Below are 12138 nucleotides of genomic sequence, written 5' to 3' on the forward strand. Positions count from 1 at the left end.
GGGCCTCCGGTTCAATGCGAGGTTTCGGCAAGTTGCGTCGTGGTCTGCGCCATCGCCTGTGCCGTCTCAACGTTGGAAATCAGCGCCTCAACCGAGGGGCCGGTGATATCGGTCACAAGCCGGGGATAGACCCCAAGCAACAACGTCATCACCACCAGCGGCGCAAAAATTGCCCGCTCGCGTTTGGTCATATCGGTGATCGTGCGCAGGCTCTCCTTGATCAGGTCGCCCATCACCACCCGGCGATAAAGCCAGAGCGCATAGGCCGCCGACAAGATCACACCCGATGTGGCCACCGCCGCAACCCAAGTATTGACCTGAAACACACCCACAAGCGTCAAGAATTCACCCACAAAGCCAGAGGTTCCCGGCAGGCCCACATTCGCCATGGTGAAGAACATGAAGATCAGCGCATACGCGGGCATCCGGTTCACCAGACCGCCATAGGCGTCAATCTCGCGCGTGTGCATCCGGTCATAAATCACGCCGACGCAAAGAAAGAGCGCGCCCGAGATAAAGCCATGGCTCAGCATCTGGAAAATCGCCCCATCCACGCCCTGCTGATTGGCCGCGAAAATCCCCATGGTCACATAGCCCATATGCGCCACCGACGAATAGGCGATCAGCTTTTTCATATCGGACTGCGCCAGCGCCACCAGCGAGGTATAGACAATGGCAATGGCACTCATCCACAGCACCAGTGGCGTCAGAACCTCCGACCCGATCGGGAACATCGGTAGGCTAAAGCGCAAGAACCCATAGCCGCCCATCTTCAAGAGGATGGCCGCCAGCACAACCGACCCGGCGGTCGGCGCCTGCACGTGGGCATCCGGCAACCAGGTATGCACCGGCCACATCGGCATCTTGACCGCAAAGCTGGCAAAGAACGCCAGGAACATCAGCGTCTGCATCCCGCCGATCACCTGAACCCCGAGGATCGAGAATGTCTCGCTCTCGAATTCATGCTTGAGCAAGGCCGCGATATCCGTGGTGCCCGCATCCGAGAACATCGCCACCATCGCCACCAACATCAGCACAGAGCCAAGGAAGGTGTAGAGGAAGAACTTGAACGAGGCGTAAATCCGTTCCTTGCCGCCCCAGATCCCGATGATCAGGAACATCGGGATCAGCCCCGCCTCAAAGAAGAGGTAAAACAGCACCAGATCCAGCGCCATGAACACGCCCAGCATGAGCGTTTCCAAAAGCAAGAAGGCGATCATGTATTCTTTGACGCGCGTAGTCACACCCCACGACGCCGCGATAGTCAGAGGCATCATGAAGGTTGTCAGCATCACGAACAGAACACTGATCCCATCCACGCCCATCTTGTATTTCAGGCCCAAAAGCCACTCGCGCTCTTCAACGAACTGAAAACCAGTATTGGAGGCGTCGAAATCAAACAGGATAAACAGCGACACGACAAATGTCAGTGTGGTGGCAATCAACGCCACCCATTTGGCATTGCGCTGTGCCGCCTCATCCGAACCACGCAGGAACACCGCAAGAATGGCCGCCGCGACCGCCGGGATGAAGGTCACAATGGAAAGCAGGTTGTCCATCAGTTGGCTCCCCCGAAGATCGTCATCCACGTCACCAGAACCGCGATCCCGATCACCATGGCAAAGGCATAGGTAAAGATGTAGCCGGATTGCGCCCGACCGGCGAGGCGGGTGAACCATGGGATGATCCCCATTGCCACGCCATTGATCGACCCGTCGATCACATCGCCATCGCCGCGCTTCCACAACAAATGGCCAAGCGCCTTAGAGGGCCGCACGAAGAGAAAATCAAAGATCTCGTCGAAATACCACTTGTTGAGCAGAAAGAGGTAGAGCGGGCGATTTGTCTCGGCGACACGGCGTGGCATCGCCGGATCCCAGATATAGAACCAAACTGCCATCAGGAACCCGGTCAGCATCGCAACAAAGGGGCTGACCTTGACCCATTTCGGGGCATGGTGCGCGTCATCCATCACGGTATTGTCGGGATGCATGAAGATGGCCCCCTGTGGTGCCTCACCCTGACCTATGGCCGGGGCATGCGCCTCTGCCGTTTCCTCCGCGTGATCCGCAGCACCCTCTGTGCCATGCCCCTCAGACGCCTCAGCATGATGCGCAGGGATGCCAAAGAACTTGTTCACACTCTCATGGCTGCCAAAGAAACTGTTGAACCAGATCATCCCGGCAAAGACCGCGCCAAGCGCCAGCACCCCCAGGGGCACCAGCATGACCATCGGGCTTTCATGGGCGTGCTCATGTGTGTGCTTGTCGCCCCGCGCCTCGCCAAAGAACGTCAGGAACATCAGACGCCAGCTATAGAATGACGTGAACAGCGCCGCGATCACCAGCATCCAGAACGCATAGCCGCCGTCCGTGCCCGCCCACGCGCTCTCGATCACCGCATCCTTGCTGAGGAACCCGGCGAAGCCGATATGTGTCAGGGGAATACCCACGCCGGTAATGGCCAGCGTGCCGATCATCATCGCCCAGAACGTATAGGGCAACTTCTTGCGCAGACCGCCATAGTTGCGCATGTCCTGTTCGTGATGCATCCCGTGGATCACGGACCCCGCCCCAAGGAACAGCATCGCCTTGAAGAACGCATGCGTGAAAAGGTGGAACATCGCCACCGAATAGACGCCCAGACCAGCCGCCACAAACATATATCCAAGCTGAGAGCAGGTCGAATACGCAATCACGCGCTTGATGTCATTCTGCACCAGACCCACGGTTGCCGCGAAAAACGCGGTGGTGGCCCCAAGGAAGACGACAAAGGTCATCGCTTCCGGCGCGTATTCCATCAGCGGCGACATGCGGCACACAAGGAACACCCCCGCCGTCACCATTGTCGCCGCGTGAATAAGGGCCGACACCGGGGTCGGGCCTTCCATCGCGTCCGGCAACCAGGTGTGCAGGAACAGCTGCGCCGATTTTCCCATTGCGCCGATGAACAGCAAAACGGCAATCAGATTGGCCGCATTCCACTCTGTCCACAGGAACGTCAATTGCGTCTCTGCCAGCATGGGCGCTGCGGCAAAGATATCATCGAACTTGATCGAGTCCGTCAGGAAGTAGATCGCCATGATCCCAAGCGCAAAGCCGAAATCACCTACCCGGTTGACCACAAACGCCTTGATCGCCGCGGAATTGGCGCTCGGCTTGCGAAAGTAAAAGCCGATGAGCAGGTAAGAGGCAACGCCCACACCCTCCCAGCCAAAGAACATCTGAAGCAGGTTGTCCGACGTGACCAGCATCAGCATCGCGAATGTAAAGAACGACAGATACGCAAAAAAACGGGGCCGATAGCTCTCGTTTTCGCGGAAATTCTCGTCATGCGCCATGTAGCCCATGGAATACAGATGCACGAGCGCCGAGACGGTGGTGATCACGATTAACATGATCGCGGTCAGCCGGTCCATCCGAATGGCCCAAGCCGTATCCAGCGTGCCCGATTGCACCCAATCAAGCAGATGCACCTGATGCATGACCCCGTCATGCCCCAGAAACACGATCCAGCTCAGGATACAGGACAGAAACAGCAGGCCCGTCGTCAGCCATTGTGCGCCCTTGTCACCCAGGATGCGCCAGCCAAAACCCGCAAGGAGCGCGCCCACGAGAGGCGCGAAGAGGAGAATGGTTTCCATGGCTTCAGCCTTTCATCACATTGGCGTCTTCGACAGCAATCGTGCCGCGATTGCGGAAGAAACAAACGAGGATCGCAAGGCCAATCGCGGCCTCTGCAGCGGCAACGGTCAACACGAAAAGCGTGAACACCTGCCCCACCATATCGCCCAGATGCGACGAAAACGCCACAAGGTTGATATTCACCGAAAGCAGCATAAGTTCGATAGACATCAACAGGATGATGACATTCTTGCGGTTCAGGAAAAGGCCAAAGATACCGATGACGAACAGCGCTGCCGCCACCGTCAGATAATGTTCAAGTCCGATCATCGTTTCACCCTCTGACCCTCAATCTTCTTCTTTTCATGATGCGCAGGATGAAAAATCCCAGCACCATCTTTACACTCCAGATCGCGGCTAACCCCGCCAGCCCGAGGGCTGACACCGCATGATGCAGCAGATCCGCCATTACAGCCCCTGCCCCGGTTTCACATCCCGCAGTTCCATGGCTTTGGCCGGATCACGGTACATCTGCGCCAGCACATCCTGCCGTTTGACATCCGTGCGATGCCGCAGCGTAAGCACAATCGCCCCGATCATCGCCACCAACAGGATCAGACCCGAAAGCTGGAACAGAATGAAATAGGTATCATAGAGCAAGAGGCCCAAAGCGGCGGTGTTCTCAACCCCTTCGGGTGTCACCGCGCGGCGCGCCGCCTCGGCCCCATCCGCCATTTCCCAATTGCCGAACGCCAGCCCGAATTGCATGAGCAGGATCACCCCGATCAGCAGTGCCAAGGGCATGTATTTCGCCATTTCCGCCTTCAACTCGGCGAAATCGACGTCAAGCATCATCACCACGAACAAGAACAGCACCGCGACCGCGCCCACGTAGACGATAATGAGCAGCATCGCCACGAACTCTGCCCCCAAAAGCACGAAAAGCCCCGCAGCGCTGATGAACGACAGGATCAGCCAGAGCACCGAATGCACCGGGTTGCGGCTGATCACGGTCATCAACCCGCCGGTCAGCAGCGACACCGCAAAGAGATAAAAGGCCATGGCCGCAAACGTCATTTGTCTTTTCCTTCTTTATCGCCCTGGTCCATGATCTCGCGGGCGAAATCCATGGCGCGCGTCATCGAGGGGATGCCGGCGAACATCGCCATCTGCGCAATGGTCTCGGCAATCTCGTCACGGGTTGCCCCGGCCTCCAGCGCATGGCGCACGGTCATGCGGATTTGCGTGTCACTCTGCGCCCCCAGCATCGTCAGCCCAGCAAGGGTCAAGAGCAGGCGCGTCTTGGCATCCAGCCCCTCCTTGTTCAACCCCTTGCCAAAGCTCATTTCCATGAAATCCTTGGGCATGGTTGGCCAAAGCGTTTCGAACCCTTTGGGCGAAAAGGATTCAAGCGCCGGATTGAGCGCCTTGGCCATTTCCTGAGCCTGACGCATCATCATCTCGAAGGGGTTGCTGGGATCGCTCATCGGTAGGGTGCATCCATCTCTAGGTTGCGGGCAATCTCGGCCTCCCAACGGTCGCCGTTCGCCAATAGCCGCGCCTTGTCATAGAACAACTCTTCGCGGGTCTCGGTAGCAAACTCGAAATTCGGCCCTTCGACGATAGCATCCACAGGGCAGGCCTCTTGGCAGAAACCGCAATAGATGCATTTCGTCATGTCGATGTCATAGCGCGTGGTCCGGCGGCTGCCGTCGTCGCGCGGCTCTGCATCAATGGTGATGGCCTGTGCGGGGCAAATGGCCTCGCACAGCTTGCACGCGATACAGCGCTCTTCCCCATTGGGATAACGGCGCAACGCATGCTCTCCGCGAAAGCGCGGCGACAGAGGCCCCTTTTCATGCGGATAGTTGAGCGTGGCCTTGGGCGCGAAGAAGTATTTCAGCCCCAGCTTGAACCCTTTGAAGAAGTCGGAGAGCAGGAAATACCCCGCCGCACGGCCGTAATCTATCTTGGTCATGGATCAGCCTCCAATCGCCCAGCGGGCCCAAAAGCCGCCCAGCACTTCGAATTTCGCAAGAAACGCCACGATCACCACCCAGCCCAAGGACATGGGCAGGAACACTTTCCAACCGATCCGCATAAGCTGATCGTAGCGGTAGCGCGGCGTGATCGCCTTGACCATGGCGAAGAGGAAGAAGAAAAACGCCATCTTGCCAATCATCCACAGCACGCCATCCGGCAGGCCCGGAATGGGCGACAGCCAGCCGCCGAAAAACAGCAGGCTCATCAATGCGCACATCAGGAAAATCGCGATATATTCCCCCGCCATGAACAAAAGGAACGGCGTCGAGGAATATTCCACCTGATAGCCAGCGACCAGCTCGGATTCCGCCTCAGGCAGGTCGAACGGCGGGCGGTTGGTCTCGGCCAATGCGCTGATAAAGAACAGGAACACCATCGGCAAATGCGGCAGCCAATACCAGCCAAAGAACCCATAGGCCGTATCCTGCGCACCCACGATGGCACTGAAGTTGAGCGATCCGGTCGAAATGATCACACCAATGATGATCAAGCCCAGCGACACCTCATAGGAAATCATCTGCGCAGCAGAGCGCAAAGAGCCGAGGAATGGGTATTTGGAGTTTGACGCCCAGCCCCCCATGATCACGCCATAAACCTCAAGCGAGGACACCGCGAAAACAAAGAGCACCGCCACGTTGATATCCGATAGCACCCAGCCTTCGTTCATCGGAATAACGGCCCAAGCCAGCACCGCCAGAACGAAACTCGTCATCGGGGCCAGCATGAACACGGCCTTGTCAGCCCCCGCCGGAACCACGACCTCTTTTACCACGTATTTCAGCGCATCCGCCACCGTCTGCAACAGGCCCCAGGTGCCCACGACGTTCGGACCCCGGCGCATCTGCACGGCGGCCCAGATCTTGCGGTCGCCATAGACAAGGAACAAGAGCGAGACCATGACAAAGCCCACCACCGCAAGGCATTGTGCCAGGATGATCACGAAGGTTCCCAGCGGGGTTGTAAAGAATTCAGCCATCAGGTCCTCACACCATCGGTATTCCGTTTTCCGCACAATTGGCGGCGACGACTTCGGCGTCGATTGTCAGTAGTCCTCGGGGCAGCGCCGCCGAGATCGTATAAACCGCATCGCCCTGCCAGATGCCAGCCTCTTCCGAGACGCTTGTGCGCAGGTGGCGCGCAAAGCCGTAACCCCGGATCAACGCATATTGCGCAGCGGCGCATTCGGCATAGCGTTCCACGTCCAGTGGATCGCGCGCGCCACGCATGGACACGTGGAAATTCACCAGATCCCCATCCAAGAGCCGCGTCTCGATCCCCTGATAGTCAGGCGCAAAGGGCACAGGGGATGCACTCTCTGCGCAGCCCGCCAGCCCAAGCGCCACAGGCGATATGAGGGCCATGACCATCCTCACTCTGCCGCCATCGGTTGCGTGCCACGCGCCTTGGCATTGGCACTCAATTCCGCCATCAGCTCGCTCGCGCGGGCAATCGGGTTGGTCAGATAGAAATCCGCAATCGCGAGCCGGAAATCAGCCTTGCCAAGCGCGGATGTTTCCAGCGGTTGCCAGTCATTCGCGGGCACCTGATCCACCTTCTTGAGATGCGGCACCGCCTTGACCAGCGCCTGACGCAACTGCGCGATGCTGTCATAAGGCAGAACCGCGCCCAATTCGCCACTCAGCGCCCGAAGAATGGCCCAGTTTTCCTTGGCGTCACCGGGGGCAAAACCGGCGCGCAACGCCAATTGCGGGCGACCTTCGGTATTGACGAACAGCCCCTGCTCCTCGGTATAGGCTGCGCCCGGCAGGATCACATCGGCGCGATGCGCGCCGCGATCACCATGGCTGCCCTGATAGATCACCAACGGCCCCGCCGCGATATCAACCTCATCCGCCCCAAGGTTATAGATCACATCGGCGCCGTCGATTGCGGCCTCTAGCCCGCCCTCGGTCACAGCGCCCACATCCATCGCACCAACACGCCCGGCCGCAGTATGCAGCACCAGCATCCGGCCAGACAGCGCCATAGCCGCAGCCAGCACCGCCGCGCCATCGGCCTCGCGCAGTGCGCCCATGCCGACGATGACAATCGTATCCTCAGGCACGCTCAGCCCGCCAAGCGCGGCACGATCCGTGCCCGCATGGGTGTAGTCATAGGTAAGATCAACCTTGGGGCCAACCAGCGTGATATTGGCCCCCTTGATCCACGCCTTGCGCAAACGCGCATTCAGCACCGGCGCTTCAACCCGAGGATCGGTGCCAATCAGCACCACATTCTTGGCCGTATCAAGATCCTCGATACGGACATTCCCAACATAGCCGCTGCGATTGCCTGCGGGCAGACGGGCAGTGTCAGTGCGGCATTCCACATGGCCACCCTGCCCCTCGATCAACGCCTTGAGCGCAAAGGCCGCCTCGACCGGCACAAGATCGCCCACCAAACCGGCCAGTTTCTTGGCCCCCTTGATGGCACCTGCCACCTTGGCCAAGGCCTCGGGCCATGTGGCCACCCGCAGCTTGCCATTCTCCCGGACATAGGGCCGGTCCAGGCGCTGACGCCGCAACCCGTCCCAGACAAACCGTGTCTTGTCGGAAATCCATTCCTCGTTCACGCCGTCAGGATTGCGCGGCAGGATGCGCATCACCTCGCGCCCCTTGCAATCAACGCGGATATTGCTGCCAAGCGCGTCCATCACGTCGATGGTCTCGGTCTTGGTCAATTCCCACGGGCGCGCGGTAAAGGCATAAGGCTTGCTTACAAGCGCCCCCACCGGACACAGGTCGATGATATTGCCCTGCAAATTGCTATCGAGCGTTTGACCCAGATAGCTGGTGATCTCGGCATCTTCACCGCGCCCGGTCTGGCCCATCTGCATGATGCCGGCCACCTCAGAGGTGAAACGCACACAGCGCGTGCAAGAGATGCAGCGCGTCATATGGGTCTCGACCAGCGGGCCAAGATCAAGATCCTCGCTCGCCCGCTTGGGCTCGCGGTAGCGGCTGAAATCAACGCCATAGGCCATGGCCTGATCCTGCAAGTCACACTCGCCGCCCTGATCGCAGATCGGGCAATCCAGCGGGTGGTTGATAAGCAGAAACTCCATCACCCCCTCGCGGGCCTTCTTGACCATGGGGCTGTTGGTCTTGACTACCGGCGGCGTGCCATCCGGGCCGGGCCGCAGATCCTTGACCTGCATGGCACAGCTTGCGGCCGGTTTCGGCGGCCCGCCCACGACCTCGACCAGACACATCCGGCAATTCCCAGCAATCGACAGACGCTCGTGATAGCAAAAACGCGGCACTTCGACCCCGGCCTGTTCACAAGCCTGAATGAGGGTCATTGCGCCCTCGACCTCGATCTCTTGATCGTCGATGATGATCTTGCGTAGGTCAGCCATGGTATCTCACTTTGCTTTCAGAAACTTGCCGATCGGGCTCTGTTTCGCGATTTCTGCTCGGCCAAGGTCGCACAGACTCGGGCCGTCATTGGGCATCGCCCCCATCGACCGGATATAGTCGTCACTGCGCCCGCGTATCTTTCTCTTCTCGGCTTTGTCCGAGATATAGGCGTCAATCTCGGCCTCGGTGTAACCGCGCGACTGCGCCTCGGCTTTGAGCGCGCGCATATAAGAAATCGCGGTCATAACCCGTGGCGAGATGTCACCACAGCGTTTGCGGATTTCATCGGCGACCGCCATGTAAAACAGGCCCTGATTGATATCGGCCTCTTGCGCCAGCGATCCGGCACGCACAGCGGCCACGCCGCTCGAAACACCCAGACCAAGGCTCAGGACAAAAGACAGGATCATACGCATCAGATCATTCCTTTCATATCAGTGCAGGCGCAGGCCATCACGGCACGCCCATCTGCATCGCAGATGGGTCCGATGCCGCCTGCTATGCAATAGCAAGCGTGGCAAACCCCTGATATGAAACGGTTTATGACCATATGATACAGCGTCCCCTCACCGATACCGTATCCCCGGAACGCGCATAGACAGGCCCTTCTGCACCCGCAGGAACGCCAATCCATTCAATCTCGGACGTGCCGAAATTATCCAGACAATAGCGCGTCGCCTCATAAAGCGCCGCTTGCTGTGCGCCTTCGACCCCACGACCGGCCCGCCGCACAAAGGCGGTGAAATTGCGTCGGTCTTCCTTTTCGGCCCGCGCCTTGCCGGGGTAATAGTTGCCGTTGAACAGCACACGCTCTTCGCGCTGGGCACAGCCGACAAGCATAGCCAACGCGATCACAAACAGCCCGCCCCGGCGGTATTTCTGCAGCACGCTCATTCCGCCGCCACTGCGCTGACGCGACCGGTGCGTTTGGCCTTGATCCGGTCCTCGATCTCGTCGCGGAAGTTGCGGATAAGGCCCTGAATGGGCCACGCCGCCGCATCGCCTAGCGCGCAGATTGTGTGGCCCTCAACCTGCTTGGTCACGTCAAGCAGCATGTCGATTTCCTCGACCTCTGCCTCGCCCCGAACCAGACGATCCATGACCCGCATCATCCAGCCGGTGCCCTCCCGGCAGGGCGTGCACTGCCCACAGCTTTCATGCTTGTAGAATTTCGAGAGCCGCCAGATCGCCTTGATCATGTCGGTCGATTTATCCATCACGATCACCGCTGCGGTGCCAAGGCCCGACCGCTGCTCGCGCAGGTAATCAAAATCCATGATCGCCTCGCGCATGAATTCGCCGCGAATGCAGGGCACAGACGACCCGCCGGGAATAACAGCCTTGAGGTTGTCCCAACCGCCGCGAATGCCGCCGCAATGTTTCTCGATCAATTCCTCGAACGTGATCGACATGGCCTCTTCAACCACGCAGGGGTTATTCACATGTCCCGAAATCGCAAAAAGCTTGGTGCCTGAATTGTTGGGTCGGCCAAAGCCTGAAAACCACTCTGGCCCGCGCCGCAGGATGGTGGGCACCACCGCAATCGATTCCACATTGTTCACCGTCGTCGGGCAACCATAAAGACCAGCCCCCGCCGGGAACGGCGGCTTCATCCGGGGCATCCCCTTCTTGCCCTCAAGGCTTTCGAGCAGGGCCGTTTCCTCGCCACAGATATAGGCACCCGCGCCATGATGCAGGTAGATGTCGAAATCCCAGCCGGATTTGCAGGCGTTCTTGCCCACCAGACCGGCGGCATAAGCCTCGTCAATCGCGGTCTGGAGCGCCTCTTTCTCGCGGATATATTCGCCGCGAATATAGATATAGCAGGCATGCGCATTCATCGCGAAGGACGCGATCAGACAGCCTTCGATCAGCGTATGGGGATCATGGCGCATGATCTCGCGGTCTTTGCAGGTGCCCGGCTCGGATTCATCCGCATTCACCACCAGATAGGATGGCCGCCCGTCGCTTTCCTTGGGCATGAACGACCATTTCAGGCCCGTTGGAAAGCCCGCGCCGCCGCGCCCGCGCAGCCCGCTGGCCTTCATCTGGTTCACGATCCAGTCACGCCCGTTCTGCAATATCTTGGCCGTGCCATCCCAATGCCCACGCGCCAAGGCCCCCTTGAGGCTGCGATCATGCATCCCGTAGAGATTGGTAAAGATACGGTCCTGGTCCTTGAGCATTCCGCTACCCCTGATTATCCCGGCGCAAGCGCCAGATTTGATAAGTCACCACCAACGCCCAGATAAAGGCGGCGATGGCGGCCAGATCGAACAGAAAGACGAACCGGATCGGCCATCCCATCTGCGCGCCCAGCCATTGCGCCGCCATCCAGATCAGCATGGTCGCCGCAATCACCACACCCACGGTGCGGCCCTTGCGTGCCATTTGCCTGTCTCTGTCTTGCCCGCGCATCGCTTGCATCATTCCTCGTAAACGCCGCCATGTGCGACGCGATTGGAAAACTCTGTCTCGCCTCCTGCGGCGAGGATCTTGGCCTGTTCGACCCAATTGTCCCGGCTGACCCGGCCCTTGAACCCTTTAAGGTTCTGATCGACCCAAGCAACCTCTGCTGCCGACCAGCCCGCGATCTGGTCAAAGTGATAAAAGCCCAGTTCGTGACACAGCACTTCAAGTTTGGGCCCTACGCCCTTGATCTGCTTGAGATCATCCGCCGCACCATCACGCGGGGCCGCAAGCGCCGCAGGCTTCGTGCCCTCTGCATCTGCCTCTGCTTCCACCTCAACCGGTGCCGCCGCCACACTCACAGACGCCGATTGCGCCGGAGAGGCCACCGGAGAGGCGGCAGGTGTTGGGGCCTCCTCCTCGACATCCGGCGCCTTGTAGCCGGTAATCCCCGTCATATCCCGCAACGTCGCCTCGACATCCCGCACCTCGATCCCGCGATCCCCAGCGTTATAGCCGGTGCAGACCAGACCGGTGATGACCAGACCAAAGAACACCGCAAAGGCCAGCCCCAACAAAAGCGCGGCAAAGAACCCAACCGCTCCGGATGTGGACCAGATCACCAGAACCCCAGACAAGAGCGCGAGGCCCCAGCTTATGATCTGGCAAGTGCTCAGTTTCGACGTATCAGACATGACAGTTAC

15 protein-coding genes are annotated in these 12138 nt (G+C 59.2%); all 15 read right to left on the bottom strand.

From position 1 onward, the window contains the following. Window positions 1-11 precede the first annotated feature (11 nt). The 15 genes from ACLGGT_RS17380 to ACLGGT_RS17450 all read right to left on the bottom strand — a co-directional run bounded on the left by ACLGGT_RS17380 (window position 12) and on the right by ACLGGT_RS17450 (window position 12129). A complete protein-coding gene (locus tag ACLGGT_RS17380; RefSeq protein WP_037297629.1) occupies window positions 12-1559 on the bottom strand; it encodes an NADH-quinone oxidoreductase subunit M in 1548 nt (515 codons plus the stop codon). Beyond that, window positions 1559-3643 carry an NADH-quinone oxidoreductase subunit L gene (nuoL, locus tag ACLGGT_RS17385; RefSeq protein WP_437197012.1) on the bottom strand — a complete coding sequence of 695 codons (2085 nt, stop codon included), beginning with the start codon at window positions 3641-3643 and terminating at the stop codon, window positions 1559-1561. Before nuoL ends, ACLGGT_RS17380 begins: the two co-directional genes overlap by 1 nt. A 4-nt stretch (window positions 3644-3647) precedes the next feature. Beyond that, entirely contained in the window at window positions 3648-3953 is a 306-nt protein-coding gene (nuoK, locus tag ACLGGT_RS17390) for an NADH-quinone oxidoreductase subunit NuoK (protein WP_008280983.1), read from the bottom strand. Between the two features lie 4 nt (window positions 3954-3957). Beyond that, window positions 3958-4092, bottom strand: a complete 135-nt coding sequence (locus ACLGGT_RS17395) for a hypothetical protein (RefSeq protein WP_008280984.1) — start codon at window positions 4090-4092, stop codon at window positions 3958-3960. Then, window positions 4092-4700 carry an NADH-quinone oxidoreductase subunit J gene (locus tag ACLGGT_RS17400; RefSeq protein WP_008280985.1) on the bottom strand — a complete coding sequence of 203 codons (609 nt, stop codon included), beginning with the start codon at window positions 4698-4700 and terminating at the stop codon, window positions 4092-4094. Before ACLGGT_RS17400 ends, ACLGGT_RS17395 begins: the two co-directional genes overlap by 1 nt. Beyond that, complete coding sequence (locus tag ACLGGT_RS17405) at window positions 4697-5110, bottom strand: carboxymuconolactone decarboxylase family protein (protein WP_437197013.1); 414 nt, start codon at window positions 5108-5110, stop codon at window positions 4697-4699. The genes ACLGGT_RS17400 and ACLGGT_RS17405 overlap by 4 nt, the downstream gene beginning before the upstream one ends. Next, entirely contained in the window at window positions 5107-5601 is a 495-nt protein-coding gene (gene nuoI / locus ACLGGT_RS17410; RefSeq protein WP_008280987.1) for an NADH-quinone oxidoreductase subunit NuoI, read from the bottom strand. Before nuoI ends, ACLGGT_RS17405 begins: the two co-directional genes overlap by 4 nt. 3 nt (window positions 5602-5604) lie before the next feature. After that, window positions 5605-6642, bottom strand: a complete 1038-nt coding sequence (gene nuoH, locus ACLGGT_RS17415; protein ID WP_008280988.1) for an NADH-quinone oxidoreductase subunit NuoH — start codon at window positions 6640-6642, stop codon at window positions 5605-5607. A gap of 7 nt (window positions 6643-6649) precedes the next feature. Further along, window positions 6650-7033, bottom strand: a complete 384-nt coding sequence (locus ACLGGT_RS17420) for a hypothetical protein (protein ID WP_008280989.1) — start codon at window positions 7031-7033, stop codon at window positions 6650-6652. A gap of 2 nt (window positions 7034-7035) precedes the next feature. Further along, window positions 7036-9024 carry an NADH-quinone oxidoreductase subunit NuoG gene (nuoG, locus tag ACLGGT_RS17425; protein ID WP_437197014.1) on the bottom strand — a complete coding sequence of 663 codons (1989 nt, stop codon included), beginning with the start codon at window positions 9022-9024 and terminating at the stop codon, window positions 7036-7038. Between the two features lie 6 nt (window positions 9025-9030). Further along, a complete protein-coding gene (locus tag ACLGGT_RS17430) occupies window positions 9031-9441 on the bottom strand; it encodes a DUF5333 domain-containing protein (RefSeq protein ID WP_254700211.1) in 411 nt (136 codons plus the stop codon). A gap of 124 nt (window positions 9442-9565) precedes the next feature. Then, on the bottom strand, window positions 9566-9919 hold the full coding sequence (locus ACLGGT_RS17435) for a hypothetical protein (RefSeq protein WP_437197015.1): 354 nt from the start codon (window positions 9917-9919) through the stop codon (window positions 9566-9568). Beyond that, window positions 9916-11211 carry an NADH-quinone oxidoreductase subunit NuoF gene (nuoF, locus tag ACLGGT_RS17440; RefSeq protein ID WP_008280993.1) on the bottom strand — a complete coding sequence of 432 codons (1296 nt, stop codon included), beginning with the start codon at window positions 11209-11211 and terminating at the stop codon, window positions 9916-9918. The genes ACLGGT_RS17435 and nuoF overlap by 4 nt, the downstream gene beginning before the upstream one ends. 4 nt (window positions 11212-11215) lie before the next feature. After that, window positions 11216-11455, bottom strand: coding sequence for a DUF5337 domain-containing protein (locus ACLGGT_RS17445; RefSeq protein ID WP_008280994.1), 240 nt, complete (start codon window positions 11453-11455; stop codon window positions 11216-11218). Next, the gene (locus ACLGGT_RS17450; protein ID WP_437197016.1) at window positions 11452-12129 is read right to left on the bottom strand and encodes an NADH:ubiquinone oxidoreductase; all 678 of its coding nucleotides are present in this window, start codon (window positions 12127-12129) and stop codon (window positions 11452-11454) included. Before ACLGGT_RS17450 ends, ACLGGT_RS17445 begins: the two co-directional genes overlap by 4 nt. Between the last annotated feature and the right edge of the window lie 9 nt (window positions 12130-12138).

This window comes from Roseovarius sp. MS2 (assembly GCF_051447875.1).
Classification (GTDB): domain Bacteria; phylum Pseudomonadota; class Alphaproteobacteria; order Rhodobacterales; family Rhodobacteraceae; genus Roseovarius; species Roseovarius mucosus_A.

Bases quoted from the DNA above. Each gene is read 5' to 3' on its own strand.
- ACLGGT_RS17380 (WP_037297629.1), bottom strand. From the start codon at position 1,559: ATGGACAACCTGCTTTCCATTGTGACCTTCATCCCGGCGGTCGCGGCG.
- nuoL (WP_437197012.1), bottom strand. From the start codon at position 3,643: ATGGAAACCATTCTCCTCTTCGCGCCTCTCGTGGGCGCGCTCCTTGCG.
- nuoK (WP_008280983.1), bottom strand. From the start codon at position 3,953: ATGATCGGACTTGAACATTATCTGACGGTGGCGGCAGCGCTGTTCGTC.
- ACLGGT_RS17395 (WP_008280984.1), bottom strand. From the start codon at position 4,092: ATGGCGGATCTGCTGCATCATGCGGTGTCAGCCCTCGGGCTGGCGGGG.
- ACLGGT_RS17400 (WP_008280985.1), bottom strand. From the start codon at position 4,700: ATGACGTTTGCGGCCATGGCCTTTTATCTCTTTGCGGTGTCGCTGCTG.
- ACLGGT_RS17405 (WP_437197013.1), bottom strand. From the start codon at position 5,110: ATGAGCGATCCCAGCAACCCCTTCGAGATGATGATGCGTCAGGCTCAG.
- nuoI (WP_008280987.1), bottom strand. From the start codon at position 5,601: ATGACCAAGATAGATTACGGCCGTGCGGCGGGGTATTTCCTGCTCTCC.
- nuoH (WP_008280988.1), bottom strand. From the start codon at position 6,642: ATGGCTGAATTCTTTACAACCCCGCTGGGAACCTTCGTGATCATCCTG.
- ACLGGT_RS17420 (WP_008280989.1), bottom strand. From the start codon at position 7,033: ATGGTCATGGCCCTCATATCGCCTGTGGCGCTTGGGCTGGCGGGCTGC.
- nuoG (WP_437197014.1), bottom strand. From the start codon at position 9,024: ATGGCTGACCTACGCAAGATCATCATCGACGATCAAGAGATCGAGGTC.
- ACLGGT_RS17430 (WP_254700211.1), bottom strand. From the start codon at position 9,441: ATGCGTATGATCCTGTCTTTTGTCCTGAGCCTTGGTCTGGGTGTTTCG.
- ACLGGT_RS17435 (WP_437197015.1), bottom strand. From the start codon at position 9,919: ATGAGCGTGCTGCAGAAATACCGCCGGGGCGGGCTGTTTGTGATCGCG.
- nuoF (WP_008280993.1), bottom strand. From the start codon at position 11,211: ATGCTCAAGGACCAGGACCGTATCTTTACCAATCTCTACGGGATGCAT.
- ACLGGT_RS17445 (WP_008280994.1), bottom strand. From the start codon at position 11,455: ATGATGCAAGCGATGCGCGGGCAAGACAGAGACAGGCAAATGGCACGC.
- ACLGGT_RS17450 (WP_437197016.1), bottom strand. From the start codon at position 12,129: ATGTCTGATACGTCGAAACTGAGCACTTGCCAGATCATAAGCTGGGGC.